The sequence below is a fragment of the Dyadobacter sp. HNCC25DJ187 genome (genome assembly GCF_056895255.1).
The window spans coordinates 1078114-1093614 of record NZ_JBXHAT010000002.1 but is presented as its reverse complement, the minus strand read 5'-3'; the positions used below and the strand labels follow the sequence as shown (position 1 = coordinate 1093614).

Genomic DNA, 15501 nt, shown 5'->3' with positions numbered 1-15501 from the left:
CTGCCCGCGGAATAAGTTTGTTTTATGAAATAAAATTAGAACGCATGATTCTTATTTGAAATACCAACTTCAGGTTCATAATTATTGACCTGGTAGGCGATTTCAATACCAGACGCAGCGTCATCCATCTAACTGGGTAATTCTTTCTCGGGGCTTGTATATTTTGCGATAAGATATTATGCCGGTGCTATATGCCAATCGAAAGGGTTTTCATAAGTACTGAGGGAATACCTTAATCTAATCATTCTCCTTGGTTTTTTTTGACTTAGAAACTCCTTGATTTAATGTTATTTTCCTTATTGTCAGTATTTTATAAATTTTCATCAAAGATTAAGAAATCATTTAGTCTTCTGAGAGGAAGGTTTTGATGCATTTAGAGGTGTAGTGGAAAGTAATTGTAGATTTTTCGAAAATCGAAGATGTGCGATTTTGCTAATATATGACGTAACTATCTGTTTTCCAGTGTGTAATACAACTAAAATATACATCAAAGTTAATATATTAACTGCGAATTTTTAATATATTAACTTAATGTAAAAATAAATTTACACATGAATTTGTTTTTGTAGAAATACTTTTCATTCTTTGAGTGCTAGGAAAAAATTAGTGGCCGCTAGTCTTTCGCTTGGAGTCAAACATTTTGTTCACTTCTGATAGTTTTTTTGAATTTAGGCTCATCTAATCTAAGGCTTCCTCATGTATTTTTCATGCAGGCAAGTTAATTATGATATGTTTTGAAAAAAGAGGTGAGATAATATCAATTCAGGAATGGTTTGAAATCCAGGCAAGCACCGTTACGGAAATTTTTTGATAATTAAAACATCTTAAAAGAATGAAAAACACTTGTACCAAAATGCTTGTATTAGCATTTTTATGCGGCTTATTTCAAAGTTGTTCAAAGGAAGAAAATCCTGCGGAAAAACTGGATACAATAGAAATTAAGTCCGGGCGTTTAAGCTTTGAAAATCAAGCCCATTTTGACAGAGTTTACGATGAATTGATGAAAAATCAGAGCAATGAGTATTTAATTGCATGGGAGAGTAAGCATAAGGGTTTTACGTCAATGAAATCTGCCTATGATAAGCTTACAGATGTGGATTATGAAAAAATTGCTCAACGTAATTCGATCAATGGGTATGAGCACTTACTGCAGATCCGGATTGAAAACGGCGAAAAAGAAGCGTCGTTAGTTACCGATCATCCGATTATGTCAAGAATTTTCAATCATGAAGGATTGCTATTAATCGGCAAAGATGCATTTAAACTGCAAAAGGACAGACTGATAAAAATCGACTCGTACAATGAAGAGAAGATTCAAAAAGTCTTCGAGGCTCCAGATGAGAATAGTAATCATCTTAAAATAGAGAATAGTAGAGTTACGCAGGAATCTAAAGATTTGTCAGCAAGCCGCGTTTTAGATTTGGAAAGATCGTGTACCACGACCTACGACACCAGGTACAGGTTCAAAGGGATTTTCGCTTTAATAGGTTCAACTTCTGTTAACCCATCGGGTGACTGGACGGCCGATTTTAGCGGTAAGTTCAGCGCGGTTATATGGATTGCCCAGCATAGGAAAAGGACAGCCTTCATATGGCATAATGATAAAACCACTGAGCTAAGGCTGGATGGTAATGTTGCCTATATCGATGACAATGGTGCGTTTTTTCCGGGTACTTTGACTCAAATTGTTGCATACAATGTTAATGAAGTTGCATCGATGCACAATTGGGCGGGAAATTACCGGGCAACTGCTTCGGTAAAATCAAGTGGAATTGGTACTGACGGATTATTTCATGAATGTACAGAGACTCGCTAGTGCTCAAAATTTGATTAGTTCGTGTCCGGTGATAAAAATCACCGGACACTCATTCTTTTCGCTTCTTCTTTGTCTCATTTCAACACTTGCTTTTTCTCAAACTGTCATCTTAAACGGCTATGTTACCGATACAGAGACTGGGGAGGCTATCATAGGCGCGAATGTGCACAACGAGGTAAATTCATCAGGGACGGTTTCAAACACTTACGGGTATTTTATTCTGAAATCGCCTTCGGGAACTTCCCAACTGAACATCTCATGCATTGGATACGAGTCTCTGACCCTTGATCTGAATGCGGCCTCGGACACCACGTTCAACATCCGCTTGTCTCCTGCGGGCCAACAACTAAACGAAGTTCTGGTTACAGCGAAGAGTAACATTTCCCAATCAAGTGCAGGGTATATGAGCATTCCCGTAGACAGGCTTAAGGCAGTCCCGATATTGTTCGGAGAGGCAGATATCATAAAAGCCTTGGCACTCACTCCAGGAGTAACCACCGGGAACGAGGGAACAACAGGCCTGCTGGTACGAGGCGGTACGCCAGACCAGAACCTGATATTGCTCGATGACGCGCCCGTTTACAATACCGCCCACCTGTTTGGACTTGTTTCAATATTTAATACCGATGCCGTCAAAAATGTAGAAATGTACAAAGGAGGCTTTCCTGCTCGATATGGTGGAAGACTTTCGTCTATATTCGATATCTCCATGAAGGAGGGAAACAAGGTGACCAGAAAGACCGAACGGACGATTGGCCTGGTCAGCTCGAGGATGCTTTGGGAAGGCCCGCTATCGCTGAAGGACAAACACTACGGCAAATCCAGTTACCTGATTGCGGCAAGGACATCGTATCTTACATTGTTTTTCCTCCCGAAATACCTGCTATACCAAGCCGGCAAATCCTCCAACTATTTCAACTATTGGCTATATGATCTCAATGCAAAAATTAACTATCAGCTAAATCCCAAAACTCAGGTTTTTCTAAGCCTCTACCATGGTAATGACTTCTATTCCGCCGGGGAAAGATCAGCCGATAATAGGGGCAGGATGGGCTTGTCATGGGGAAACACGACAGTGACAACGAGGTACAATTATGTTGTCAGACCCAAACTGTTCCTCAAGAGCATACTGTCTTTTTCAAGGTATCATTATGGAATTTCGACCAAAAGCGCTGAAAAGGATGGCCGGAAGTGGGAAGAAACAAGTTTCATTAAATCATCTTCGATTGTCAATGACCTGACAAATAAGACTTCTATCGAATGGTTTCCAGGATCTGGCCATACACTCAGGGCGGGGTTGCAGGCATCCTTATATCTATACAGACCAATGTCGGTAAAGACCAGTATTTCACTACCCGCTGATTCGCTGTCAAAAATGAACGCACCCGTTTCTACCAGTGAAGTTGCAGCTTTCGCCGAGTACGAACTGTCGGTGGGCAACTGGTTGAAGACAAATGTAGGCGGCAGGGCGGTGAGTATGCAGGTCAATTCAAAAAAATATCAAAACCTGGAACCTAGGGCTGCGGTCAATTTTATTTTCCCTAGCGATTTTGCATTGAAGGGAGCCTATTCTAAAATGAACCAATACATCCATTTGCTGACCAGCAACAGCGTTGGTCTGCCCAATGATGTGTGGGTGCCCGCGACCGGGACTATAAAACCGTCTTCCTCTGTGCAGTATACCATTGGCGTTTCAAAGACTTGGGGAAAGCAGGTTGAAATAAGTATTGATGCTTATGATAAGTCTTTATCTAACCTCATAGATTATTCTACCAACAGTAGTTTTTTGATGAGCTTCAACAAATCCTGGCAAAGCCTTATCGAACAAAGTGGGGTGGGGCGGATAAGAGGTATTGAAGTGTTCATCAATAAGACCAAAGGTGATTTTACGGGCTGGGCTGGCTATTCACTTTCCCGAAATGAGAGGCGCTTCGATAGGATAAACGAAGGGGAATGGTATCCTTCTAATTTTGACCGCAGGCACGTCATTTCGCTTGTCGGAAGCTATACCGCTCCCACTACAAATACCACGTTTTCTGTATCCTGGGTCTATCAGTCAGGAGCACCCGTAACGATGCCCATAGCGGTACACAAACAATTCGATGAGGGACAGGTTAATATGGGATACCCGACGTTCATTTATGGAGCCCGGAACAGTGTGAGGTTACCTGCCTATCACAGACTCGATTTCAGTGCCAGCTTTGATCTGAAGCGACGAGGCCGTATGACATTCGGGGTCTATAATCTTTACAATAGGCTAAATCCTTACTATTTGACGGTTGATCTTCAACCTTCAAATAGACCCGCACCCTCTCAACCATTTACCGGCTTAGTCGGATCCGTTAACAAGGTAGGGGTCCTACCGTTCTTGCCTTATTTTAGCCATACAGTTACATTCTGATGAAAAAGTTAATTATATTTTTATTGTCATTTTCTATCTTTTTGGGGTGTAAAGAAAAGGGGGTCAGCCTGAAGCTGCCATACGAAGGTGATAGATTAGTGCTGTTTGGTCAGGTAGACGCTGCTGATACAGTGCGGATAGAAGTTCAGAAGACCTATCCTCCGACCGGTGAATCGACGTACATTGATGGCATTGCAAACGCGACAGTCAGGTTGTTTGATGAAGCAGGCTTTTTAGAAACACTCAAGTACCAACGCAAAGGCATTTATGTTTCCGGCTCCGGTCGGAAATGGCAGCCAGGGAGCAGATACAAAATTGAAGTTGAAGCGCCGGGGTTTCCGCCGGCGTCAACGGAACTGGAAATGATGCCGCCAGCCCCGGTTGTTACAAGTTATGAATTCGGCCGGTCAATCGATTCTAAGTTTAACCCGGGTACACCTTCCAAGGAACTAATTATCAGTATACGGGACAACCCAAATGAAGAGAACTACTACATGGTTATCGTTAGGAGAAGTATTGGTAAGGATACATTTGGAACCAATATATTTGACCTAGACAGGCCGATGGATGATTTCGAAGATCCGTGCCAATTTCGCTACCTGTCCAACATCGTATTACCCGATTTATGTGCTAAAAATGGAGAGATAATATTAAGAAAAGGGGTAGAAATCAATACTCAATTCGGAAAGGAGGTTGATTGGACTGCCTTGGATAAAGTCACAGTGTCTACCCGCCAGATCCCTAAGAGCTATTACGAATTTTGTAAATCCTATTATACCGAAAGTGAATTAATCACGGCTTTCATGCCACCTTTCCCCAGGTATACTAACATTACAGGAGGTTATGGTATTTTTACCGGCTACAGCCAGACTACAAAGGAATTCATCATAAAGGAGTAACGGTATTGTAAAACCTCGAGTATTTCAGGACTGATGTATGGCTTGTACTTGATGAATTAGACTGACTTTCTTTAGAAATTCTAAGAATAAGAAGGATCGGTGTGCATTATAATCTTTTGGAGATTGTGAGAGCCTTAAATATTCACACGCCAATTTTTAATCGGATTTCGTGATAATAAATCGTCGCACTTCTACAAAAAACTATTTTAGTATTCATCTATGAATTTGATCACCGAATGAAGTATTGCCGTAACCGCCTTGCGATCATTCTCTTCGAATACATAAGATTTACTACGCATACTCTTCCATGAGAGGTCTTTTTTTTGCGGAGTCGAAAGTGAAGGGACAATATTTTCAAAAACAGCGCTCATAGATTTGGCCTGCACAATTCTGAGTGCATCTAGTGAATGCAGAATCATCCCGATCTGGTCTGCTGACAAAAGGCACATAATTTTTGGCGTAATCTTCTCAGGATTTGTAGTGATCGCAGGCTCATTTGATTCGAGCGGGTAGACATTTTCAGTGCGGACTTGACTGAGATAAGCTGTTTCAAGTTTAAACCAGTTACCGATAATTTTTCTAAGCGAAGGAAGCCGCGCGTTTAAAGCCTGATCGGAGCTCAGATACGCCTGATAAAACCGTTTTCGCAGCAGAAGTAGCCGCTGCATTTTTTCAGTGCCGGTTTGATTTACATGACTTGCAGCATAATGGGTATAATAGCTAATAAAATGCCTGTCATTAAAATTCAGCCCAACCAAAAGGTCAATCAATCTATCATGCAGCGGCTGTGACTCAACTTTTAATTCTATTCTTTCCAAATGGGAGATCAGGCCTTGAAAATAAAGTATTTGACTGTAATTAATACTGGAAGGGCTTTGTTGCGCGAACTGGCGGATTACTGTCCATATCAAAGTTGTCAATGAGGCGCACTCAGGCTCGGATTTGAATCGCTCTGCAAGCTCTTCAGATTTTTGCAAAAACTCTTTTTGGATTTGTGTACTTTGATTCCGGGCGACAGGCAGGTGACTGAGAAGATGTTCGCTGAAACATATCCGGACGAGTTCAAGTAGTTTCTCAATACAAAGTATGACTTCTTCACAGCAGCTGACCCTACCCGCATCTTCTGTGCCGATCAACGACAGGTTTAGATAGGAGCTGTCCAGCAGAAAGACCAGACTCCGGTGATACTGATTGATGAATACTTTAATTTTTTTCTCGCTAAACAGTTTCAAGGTGCCCTCTTGCAAAAAACTCATCTGTCTGTCAACTTCGCTGCGAGCTCTCTGGGTAATCAATTGTAAATCCCTTGCTGAAAGACTGGGAAGATCATTTCTGGGGTTTAAAGATAAACGAACTGTGTGGTCAAGCCATTGTAAAACATACTCTTCGCGATTTATCATGCTACACCGGTTTGTTGAGTAGATCACTAAATCTTCATTCGTGATCTTCAAATAAGCTCGATAGTGTTTGCAATGCGAATTTTAGGGGTGAAACGCCGCGTGTGAGGTGTGAATAGAAAATTGGGGCTTGTAGGCTATTTAAACTAATACGGCCAGCATTAGCTGCTGGCCGCCTCTTTTTCGTTTTAAAGGTCTTAACCTTTGGATGGATATAGAACCGGAATCAGTGTGCACAGAGCGCCACTTGTGGTAACATCCTTACCTTTTTGTTCAGTTTTGACGGATTCAAACCTGGACTGGGATACAATTTTTACGTACTGGCTACCTGTAGATTGTTTGATCGTTTTCATTTTGATACGGTTTTGGTGATCATTAAAATTTATCCGTCCAAATGAAACTGAATGCGGGAAGTAATTGAAATTAAAGGTGCGAAACAGCTGATTTCAGGTGTGAAATGTCCTTATTGGGCCGCTGCTATCCAGTGGAATAGACATATTCACTGCAAAGAGCTTTTCGTTTTCATTAATTTTAAAGGTAAAGTTACTGCCAAAATAGAGCTTTAATTGTGAGGTAATATTTTTAAGTCCAATACCCGAATGCTCTTCATCTGAAATCACTTTGAAAGGATTTTTTGTATTCTCAATTGAAAAATTCAGCCTTCCACCTTCTACAGCTATACGTACATCCAGACTTGCCGGTGTACGGTCATTTCTTGCTCCATGCTTGAAAGCGTTTTCTGCCAATGTTAAAAGAAGCATGGACGGTATGCGGTCCGTAGGCTTTATTAATCCTGTCTGCTCAATGGAGAGCTTTAATCTGCAGTGTTGCCGGCCCGATTCCAAATCCAGGAATGTTTTGAAACAATGGAGTTCTCTTTCAAGAGCGATTAAATCCTGCCCGGTCTCGTAAATCGAATACTGGATCAGGTCTGTTAGCCTGGCCAGATATTGGGCGGATTCTATGTGTATTGTTTTCAGATCGATGTACAATGAGCTCAGCGAACTGAGAATAAAGTGCGGGCCGAGCTGGTATTTCAACCGTTGAAGCTCGTCTTTCACTTTTTCCATTTCTATATCCTGAAGTTCTTTTTGAAATTTCATCCCGAATTTGACCATCTTGATACCTACCGGAAGAATAAGAAGCTGTGTATCCTGAAGGCTGAATGTAACAATGCTCACCTTGGTAATCGAGTCTGCGCTTGCGCCCATCAAAAAGGTCCGTCCCAACATTTCAAAATTTAAAGTGGTATTCTCCAGGCCCATTAAAGCGTCAGCAATGGCAAAAATCACCATATTAAAAAAATAGGTGATCCCAATGCTTATCAGAAACAACACAGGAATGACAATGAGAATATCAATATATCTTCTCATCAGCCTAAGCAAAAGCAGACAGCTGTAGAAGATAAAGAGAAACTTTCCATAATACAGGATGTAGGCGTAGACCTTGAAGGCAGTGAGGTTTCCCCGGAGCGCTTCAGGAAGAAAAAACAAAAGATGGGAGCTGATAAAGACAATCCAGAACAGTATATGTACAGCAATTCGCCTGGCAGGCGTCTTGGGAAACAAAATATAATCGAAAAGCAGGTACACAATGATTGATCGCATAATATCAGCTTTTTAAAATGACAGAAAGTATATAATCCTTCTCGTTCTTTGAGATCGGTGTCCTGTAACCCTTCTCCATGATTAATTCATTCCCATCGACGAATTGGACGTAACCGACGTTAATGATATAGGATTTTTGTATTCTGAGAAATTGATTTACAGGAAGATGGGCTTCAAATTCGGTTAATAGTCCACGTACAGTATAAATTTCAGTATCGGTATATACCGTCACATAATTGTTGTCTGATTGAAGAAAAATAATGTGTTCATAACGGATTAAAGCCAGTTTTTTATCCACTTTCAGCGTTAAACGGCTTGTCCCAAACTGGGCTGTTTTTGAATCTGTCCATGTTGAGATGTCCAGGGGATTCTTTGGCAGGTCAGACAATTGCTCAGAAGGATCAAAATGAATTTTCGAACCCGTTCGCCGCAAATGAATATCCATGGCTTTGGTCACTGCCTGAAGGAATCTTTCCTCGTCGCCAGGCTTCAAAAGAAAGTCGGTCACATTTAAGTCGAACCCATCCACGGCGTAGCGGTAATATGATGTGTTCATGATCACCTGCAAGCTGGATTCAGGCAGCATTTTCAGCATCTGTAGACCCGTAATACTATCCATGTTGATGTCCAGAAATATCAGGTCTGGCTGCATATTGGCGATCATCGCCAGTCCGTCTATTCCGTTGTAGGCATTGCCAATCAACGCCAGCCAGGGTACTTTGACAATCTTCTCTTCGAGATTCTTGTGCGCATGGGTCTCATCATCTATGATCAGACAACGCAGGGTAGGCAGTGGGGGTATATTCATTCCTGTTTGGGCTTTGTGTCAGGTTCAAGAGCAACAAAAGGAGGGTGAGTATTAGCCCAATTTAGGAAAGTAGATTTAGTTTGACAATTGAAAATGATCGTTTTTTGAATAAATGTAACCATTTTTCAACTTAAAGTAAATTGAGTCATAATACTTCTTTAAGTAGTGATAAACCAAAAACTCCAGCTTACGGTGATGATCAGAAAATAGCCTGTTGAGAAACATATGCGCAACACTGGAAATGTATGTTTCTGCGCCGGGTGCGTGCTGAAGCATATCTGAAATATGTTTATAGTGATCTAATGAAGTCTGCAGACATTCATCAATTTGATGGATAAGCATACTTTCCGGATCGTTTGAAAGCATAAAATCAATTAGGGAAATATGGGCTCGGTAGGACTTATCCATCTGGTAAATGAGCGGCTGCTGACTTTGAAATTCTATATAAAAAGATCCGTGGACTGCTTGCACGAATGCTCTCTTTTTCTGCAGATTATATCCCAGCGAATTTAATATTAAATCAATTGATCTGACCGCTATCTGCCATTTTGGAATAGCGTTATTGTTTGACAGCGAGAGCAGTTGGCAGACAGAGATACTGTCATAGTAAAACAGGGTTTCAGTCAGACGGTAATTAATATGAGGATACCTTTCGAGTTCTCTCTCATAGGTATCGATGACAAATTTTTCAATTTTTGTGGCTTTCAAAAGTACATGTAGCTGGTCGCAGAATACCCTGAGTATTTCAAACACCCTCTTTTTATCGCCCTCTGCAAATATTCTGATGCGAAGATGATAACCCGGATCACAGTAGCGGACAAAAAACCATTTCTTTATCTCTGCCTGGCCAAGAAGCTGGGTCAGAAATGGTAGAAAATTTTCTGTCAATATTTGATCAGCTGTTGAGGGTGCCATATAAACCTTGACATAAATCCATTCGCTTCCAGTTGCAAAAACTCTGGTGCTTTTACTGACCGTTGGAACTGGAATATTCGGCTGGCTTACACAGGCGCAACCTTTAAAGGGGATGATTACCTCATGCGAGTAGCTTTCCAACCCTTCCATCATAAAGCTTCGCCCTGTAGGTTCGATAAACTCAATAAGCCGCACTTTGCCTCGCCTTTTAAGTATAGATAAAAGCATATCCATACTCACGGTACTATCACTGTCGACGAGCAGAAGCTGATCGCCGTCAGCTATCTGAATCAGCCGGGGAATGCGCTTATTTTTCAGCAGGTCCGTTAGCTGTTCAATAGTGGTATTTTTTCTGTGTGCTTCTGGCAGCATATCAATTGAGACTCTCCACTGGGCCAGGGAAACAATAATGTGTTTGTACTCAACACGTGGAAGAAAATCCTTGCCTGCCAGGTTACCCCAGTGCCAGTTAAATACCGGAGCTGCGTTCTGGCGGGCAATATCGCAAAGCAGCCGGTATACCGGCAATCCATTTGTGAAATTATGAGCACTTGTCAGGCGTGGTATCACTCTTTTCTCGCGGCTCTTTGACCATAATAGAAGTTGCTTCCCATCTGGAGTATAAAGATACAGGTCGTCAGGTGCCACCTGGTTTGCCGGGGCCGTCTTACTTGCCGACAAATAAGTGATCTCGTATTTTCTTAAATGTGGCCGTAACAGAATGTTACCCTCTCTATCAGAAGGTATATGGTTGATCTCTGCATATATGACTTCTGCGTCTGGGAGCTCCTCGCAAGCTATTGCATGAGTTATAAGCCCTTTTAATACATTGTCCCGGCTGCAAAACCGCCCCATCAGATTAAATGAAGATGCTGAACCCATCGCGCTTAGGCTGAACTTGAATTTTCCATTATCAAGATTCTTCTGTGAGACAGCTATAAATTTGCCCATCATGTATGTCCCGTCACTGGAAGCATCAGGATGTTTACTTGCTTCCTGCAAATGCTTTTTTCTAATATATACTTTTTGGTTTTGCTCTGAAGTAGACTGCTCATACAATGTCAGGCGCAGATCTTCAAGTTGACTGCTGTCATAATGGAACTGGTGATTTGAGTCACTGCCGGCTTCTGCGACGTCTATTATATTGGAGTCATTGCAGAATGATTTGTTACCGTATCCTATTCCAGCGTCCGGATCCAGAGCTTCGAGCAGAGGTACAGGGCGGGTTTGGTATTTGCGGAAAAGCTCTGAGGTAAAATTGTCAAGCCCGGTATTGACCGCGGGTGTAGACAGTGGCATTAGTTCTTCAATCTCATTTTGAATAATAGCTACCGGGGCCTGGTTGATCCTGCAGCCGTTTTCTTTCAGCGCTGAATTAACCAGAAGAATTTGGTCGGCCTTGATATCGGGACAATATTTTAAGATCACTGGATAAAGCCGTTCGCAGATCACGTTTATCCCGGTTCTTCGACTCATAATATACTTTATTTTCTGCAGGTCTTTTAAGATGGAAGCGGCTGAAGGAATTGTTTCCAGACTTCGGATCAAGCTGTCCAGTCCGTTCTCCTGTATAGGGCCCGCGTCGATTTCACTACACAGAAGCTGCTGTTCAAAAAGTGTTGTGATAAGATGCTGTGCACCGGATTGATCAAGCCCGGCTTCTTTCAGAAGGTTCACAAGATCGGTAAATGGGGTAGGAGTTTTGCTTTGTGCGAGAACAAGATCCAGATAATTATTGCTTTCTACTTCCAGTTGGTCAAAGCGGTCGCTGTTCCGACCAGTCCTTTTTATGTATTTGTACCCATTTTGAAAACGGTACAGACTTGTGTTACTAATGAGAGTAAGATGAGGTAGTATATCAGGTTTAGATGCTACCGCCCTAGAAAGCCGGGCTAATGCTGTAAAGGAAAGCTGGGTTTTTGCGACCATTTCTGCATCCTGGGGAAACGCTATTTTTGTAGGCTCTGAAGATATATCCCCGGTGCAGACTCCAGCCATGGTGCCAAATGGAGTGGGGCGGGAGCTCATTCTGACAAGGTACCGGTACAAGGCACGGTAAATGGGTTTGGTATCACCCTGATAGTTTCTGTGTATTATTTTTTCAAAAGAATAGTACAGATCCGGTGAAGCTAGAAATAAGGCTTCTTCAAATTCCCGGTTTAAAAAGCGATCCCGCATAAGGTCTGTGTACTGTTCCGGATTAGCATCAATGTGCTGATTAAAAGCCAAAAGACTACTTAATGACATCGCTGGCCTGCGCAGAAGAAAGAAATCGTGAAATCGGTTATTCATGGTCTCAGTATTAAGGTTAGCACTTTAGTACAGACATAAAAGTCACGGCTTCACAGGCCCTGTCATAGTTTTTGGTGTCAAATGCAGTTTTACGGGGATGTCTTCCAGCTTACGGTCAGTGTCTTAAAAGTGTCCTTTGAAAAGTAAATTTAAATCTTGGTAAGGTGAATTAATTGGTGGAAGACTGTCGACGTATAGAAGGAATCGTCATTTGACACCGGTATTTGGGCATTTCACACCTAAAATTTTGATGGTTTTAAATCAGGTGAAAGTTTTCAAGCTTCGTTCCGGTCGCGGCAAGCGACCTGCAAACGGAAATTTTAGCGGTATCACCAACCTTCACAATACATATGCAAAACCTCAACCTGATAGACCATCTTGAATCTTTTTATCCCTTAAGTGATGAATTTAAGTCGGCATTGCGCGCTTCTGTCACAAACCAGAGGCTGAAAAAAGGATATGTAATGTATCCTAATGAAGGTCTGCCCTCGGTCTGGTATCTGAAATCAGGTCTTGCCAAGGGTAACTACTATGATCTGGAAGGTAAAGAGCATATCACCCGTTTCTGGAAACAGGGCGAAACGATGCTGCTCGCAGACGTTACTCCGAATACCGCGCTGGCTGCAAGCCAGATCACCTTGCTTGAGGACTCTACCGTGACTGTTATCAGTGAAAAAAATACTGCCTATCTCTATAACCGGTTCCCAGAAGCTTCTAAGCTCACAAGCAAAATACTTCTGAATGACAGAAGTAAGGCTGAGATCAAAGCGCATTTACGAACACTGCCTGCTGCTCAGGCCTATCAGGAGTTCAAAAATGTGTTTCCAGCAGAACGTATGGTTCTTAAAGACATCTCATGTTACCTGGAAATCTCACAGGCTTGGCTAAGTGATATCAGAAAAAATAAAGGGTGATTTTCCATTTCGGTAACAGAATAAAATTAACTGTGTTTCAACTAGTTGAAATGCTGTAAAAAAAGTTCAGTCTAGTTTTATCACAAAGTTACACGGCTCATCATCTGTGATCAGCCGGCAGGACAGATAAAATGACACTGACGTTATGAGAAAAGAACAGAAGCTGCTGAACATCATGATCACCTTGTTAATACTGCTTTTTACCTATACAGCAGTATCAAAGCTTGCAGATCTGTCAGAGTTTGAAAAACAGCTCCGCAATCAGATCATTCCAAAGTGGTCAGTCGGCATGCTGACTTGGTTGCTCCCTTTGACAGAGCTCGTGGTAGCGGCAATGCTGATTTCGAACCAATACAGAGTAGCTGGTCTAAGAGTCTATGCTGTGCTGATGCTGGTCTTCAGCATTTATATGGGACTGGTAACATTCAATGTTTTTGACCGCGTTCCCTGCAGTTGTGGCGGGGTACTCAGAAGCATGGGGTTTACCACGCATTTTATCTTCAATCTGACCTTTCTTTTTTTCTCGATTGCATCGCTGAGACTTCAAAGGTCATTGGATGCTGGCCTGAAAAACCCAAAGATATAAAGACGTCACCGGGCTCAGTCAGGAAAGTACTGCCCCGATTACGCCAGGGAATGGTTCCGCAAATCACACTGCGCAGGCCGCTGAAAACCTGAAAACAGAGTAGGCAAAAATTAATCCTGTTACACTTTAAATTCAAAAATCATGAAAAAGTTAAGAATCGATTATCTGTTTGTTTGTGCTTTGGTTTTGGGTGGGGGAGCAGCTGTAGCGACCAGCGGGCCTAAGACAGTAACGAAAAATGTTGCGACGCAGCAATGGTACAGGACTGCGGCAAATGGCACTGAGGACGGAACCTGGATACAAGGTGTTAGTGGCGGCAGTTGCCAGTCATCAGAAAAACTTTGCAGTGCGGAGTTTGAAAATGGTTATCAGCCTAACGACCATGATGATGAAACAAACAGGGACAACAACCTTAGTGAAACTGTAAACACAGGATTCGCTACAAACTAGTCGCTGTTTTATTGAAGCTGCTTGCCGCACTGTGGCAAGCAGCATTTTTGTTTAATTACCTTGGGTTTTGGCCTATTCCGCTGATCTGAACTTCGTCGTCAGGGATCGGGAACACATATCTTTTATCGCCTGGTAAAAGCACGTACTCTTTTTCTTTTAAACCCCTTTTCAACGTTGTGGCTGTAGCCGGGTCCTGATTGAGTCTTTTCAAGTCTGACCATCTGAGCCCCCTGGCTATGAGCTCCTTTCGTCTTTCTAAAAGTACAAGTTGAAGAATCTCACTGTTTTCGGAAGTCAGCTCTTTGAAGGTCCCACTTTTAAATCTCTGCTTTAACAGAGCGTTCAGATTTTGCAAAGCAAGCGCTGTTTCTGAGCGCCGTGCATGACACTCAGCAAGAATCAGGTACAACTCTGAGGTACTAAGACCTCCGAATAGGGTGCTGCTTCCCTGGTAGCTTCCCTTGTATACATAAAGGCCATTCACATAGTTGAAGTAGCATGTTTTTCTCAGATCATTTTGATCATAAGATCTGTACAGGGTTGAGTCAACACCCGTACTGGTAGAAATGTCAAATATATAACCGTTTAATCTCACAGAGAATATAACTTCCGGATTGGTATTACTGATAAGAGGTATTGGTAGGGGTCTTGCTGCCAAAGGATTAAGGGTATTGTAATCGAGCAGTTTGCCGTGAATGGCCAGGCTTGCAGATGCATACTCCATTGCTTTATCGTAGGATTGCATCACCAGGTGAACCCTGGCCAGAAGCGCAAGTACAGCTGCTTTCGATGGCCTGCTGGCATGACTCATATCACTTGAAACCATATCTTCGGCCTCTGTTAAGTCATCAAGAATCTGATCATAAGTCTGCTCCAGCGTACCGCGGCTAACAGTTTCATTGATGTCCATGGTCTTTCTGACCGGAACACCCGGAAGATTTTTCGCAGTCTGAGCGTTGTATGCCGGGGCAAACAGCTGAGAAAGCTGAAACAGGGCATGAGCCCTGTAAAACAGCGCGCTGCCGTAAACATGCTTCCACTGCTCGGTTTCTCTCTGCTGCTGTTCGAGGTTTTCAAGGCCGTTAATCGCAACATTTGTGTAGAAGATACAGCGGTAGGGTGTGTTCCAGTCATTACTGGAGCCTCCTTCAAAAATATCTTCGTTCCACAAATAGGTATTCCGCTCGACGGCAGCCAGAGTTTGGATGTTGTCTTCCAAATGATAAAAGTCATCACAGGCCAGCGTCTGCAGTCCCGGACCATTGTTCATGCCGTCGGAAAAGGCATCAAGCATAGCCTGGTAGTGAGAGAGCTCACTTGGGACTACTAATGCCTGATTGGGCTTCTTGTCCAGAAAATCCGGTGCACAGCTAGTGGCTGCTAATGTCATGCATAAGAATAGAATGTTACAGTATT

Annotated in this window: 12 protein-coding genes; 6 read left to right on the top strand and 6 right to left on the bottom strand. The window is 42.5% G+C overall.

The annotated features are described in order from the left end of the window. Positions 1–832: 832 nt before the first annotated feature. The 3 genes from AC1XUE_RS15540 to AC1XUE_RS15530 are packed head-to-tail and all read left to right on the top strand — an operon-like array spanning position 833 to position 5116. Entirely contained in the window at positions 833–1816 is a 984-nt protein-coding gene (locus tag AC1XUE_RS15540; RefSeq protein WP_483356899.1) for a hypothetical protein, read from the top strand. 28 nt (positions 1817–1844) lie between these two features. After that, positions 1845–4217, top strand: a complete 2373-nt coding sequence (locus AC1XUE_RS15535; protein ID WP_483356898.1) for a TonB-dependent receptor — start codon at positions 1845–1847, stop codon at positions 4215–4217. Continuing rightward, positions 4217–5116: a DUF4249 domain-containing protein gene (locus AC1XUE_RS15530; protein ID WP_483356897.1), complete on the top strand. Its 900-nt coding sequence runs from the start codon at positions 4217–4219 to the stop codon at positions 5114–5116. Before AC1XUE_RS15535 ends, AC1XUE_RS15530 begins: the two co-directional genes overlap by 1 nt. Before the next feature lie 206 nt (positions 5117–5322). Here the strand turns inward: AC1XUE_RS15530 and AC1XUE_RS15525 are convergent, their stop codons facing one another. From AC1XUE_RS15525 to AC1XUE_RS15505, 5 genes are all read right to left on the bottom strand, one after another. Then, a complete protein-coding gene (locus tag AC1XUE_RS15525) occupies positions 5323–6516 on the bottom strand; it encodes a hypothetical protein (protein WP_483356896.1) in 1194 nt (397 codons plus the stop codon). A 194-nt stretch (positions 6517–6710) separates the two neighbouring features. Beyond that, entirely contained in the window at positions 6711–6866 is a 156-nt protein-coding gene (locus AC1XUE_RS15520; protein ID WP_483356895.1) for a hypothetical protein, read from the bottom strand. A 93-nt stretch (positions 6867–6959) separates the two neighbouring features. Then, on the bottom strand, positions 6960–8120 hold the full coding sequence (locus AC1XUE_RS15515; RefSeq protein WP_483356894.1) for a sensor histidine kinase: 1161 nt from the start codon (positions 8118–8120) through the stop codon (positions 6960–6962). Positions 8121–8124: 4 nt separating this feature from the next. Further along, a complete protein-coding gene (locus AC1XUE_RS15510; protein ID WP_483356893.1) occupies positions 8125–8928 on the bottom strand; it encodes a LytR/AlgR family response regulator transcription factor in 804 nt (267 codons plus the stop codon). A 75-nt stretch (positions 8929–9003) separates the two neighbouring features. Further along, entirely contained in the window at positions 9004–12135 is a 3132-nt protein-coding gene (locus AC1XUE_RS15505) for a lantibiotic dehydratase (protein WP_483356892.1), read from the bottom strand. Between the two features lie 350 nt (positions 12136–12485). On the opposite strand from AC1XUE_RS15505, the gene AC1XUE_RS15500 reads away from it, so the two are divergent. The 3 genes from AC1XUE_RS15500 to AC1XUE_RS15490 all read left to right on the top strand — a co-directional run bounded on the left by AC1XUE_RS15500 (position 12486) and on the right by AC1XUE_RS15490 (position 14085). Then, on the top strand, positions 12486–13049 hold the full coding sequence (locus AC1XUE_RS15500) for a Crp/Fnr family transcriptional regulator (protein ID WP_483356891.1): 564 nt from the start codon (positions 12486–12488) through the stop codon (positions 13047–13049). A 145-nt stretch (positions 13050–13194) separates the two neighbouring features. Beyond that, positions 13195–13635, top strand: a complete 441-nt coding sequence (locus AC1XUE_RS15495) for a MauE/DoxX family redox-associated membrane protein (RefSeq protein ID WP_483356890.1) — start codon at positions 13195–13197, stop codon at positions 13633–13635. Positions 13636–13776: 141 nt separating this feature from the next. Then, a complete protein-coding gene (locus tag AC1XUE_RS15490) occupies positions 13777–14085 on the top strand; it encodes a hypothetical protein (RefSeq protein ID WP_483356889.1) in 309 nt (102 codons plus the stop codon). Positions 14086–14140: 55 nt separating this feature from the next. Here the strand turns inward: AC1XUE_RS15490 and AC1XUE_RS15485 are convergent, their stop codons facing one another. Then, positions 14141–15475, bottom strand: coding sequence for a RagB/SusD family nutrient uptake outer membrane protein (locus AC1XUE_RS15485; protein WP_483356888.1), 1335 nt, complete (start codon positions 15473–15475; stop codon positions 14141–14143). Between the last annotated feature and the right edge of the window lie 26 nt (positions 15476–15501).

Excerpts from the sequence above, each read along its gene's own strand:
- AC1XUE_RS15540 (WP_483356899.1), top strand. The coding sequence starts at position 833 with ATGAAAAACACTTGTACCAAAATGCTTGTATTAGCATTTTTATGCGGC.
- AC1XUE_RS15530 (WP_483356897.1), top strand. The coding sequence starts at position 4,217 with ATGAAAAAGTTAATTATATTTTTATTGTCATTTTCTATCTTTTTGGGG.
- AC1XUE_RS15525 (WP_483356896.1), bottom strand. The coding sequence starts at position 6,516 with ATGATAAATCGCGAAGAGTATGTTTTACAATGGCTTGACCACACAGTT.
- AC1XUE_RS15520 (WP_483356895.1), bottom strand. The coding sequence starts at position 6,866 with ATGAAAACGATCAAACAATCTACAGGTAGCCAGTACGTAAAAATTGTA.
- AC1XUE_RS15515 (WP_483356894.1), bottom strand. The coding sequence starts at position 8,120 with ATGCGATCAATCATTGTGTACCTGCTTTTCGATTATATTTTGTTTCCC.
- AC1XUE_RS15510 (WP_483356893.1), bottom strand. The coding sequence starts at position 8,928 with ATGAATATACCCCCACTGCCTACCCTGCGTTGTCTGATCATAGATGAT.
- AC1XUE_RS15505 (WP_483356892.1), bottom strand. The coding sequence starts at position 12,135 with ATGAATAACCGATTTCACGATTTCTTTCTTCTGCGCAGGCCAGCGATG.
- AC1XUE_RS15500 (WP_483356891.1), top strand. The coding sequence starts at position 12,486 with ATGCAAAACCTCAACCTGATAGACCATCTTGAATCTTTTTATCCCTTA.
- AC1XUE_RS15495 (WP_483356890.1), top strand. The coding sequence starts at position 13,195 with ATGAGAAAAGAACAGAAGCTGCTGAACATCATGATCACCTTGTTAATA.
- AC1XUE_RS15490 (WP_483356889.1), top strand. The coding sequence starts at position 13,777 with ATGAAAAAGTTAAGAATCGATTATCTGTTTGTTTGTGCTTTGGTTTTG.
- AC1XUE_RS15485 (WP_483356888.1), bottom strand. The coding sequence starts at position 15,475 with ATGACATTAGCAGCCACTAGCTGTGCACCGGATTTTCTGGACAAGAAG.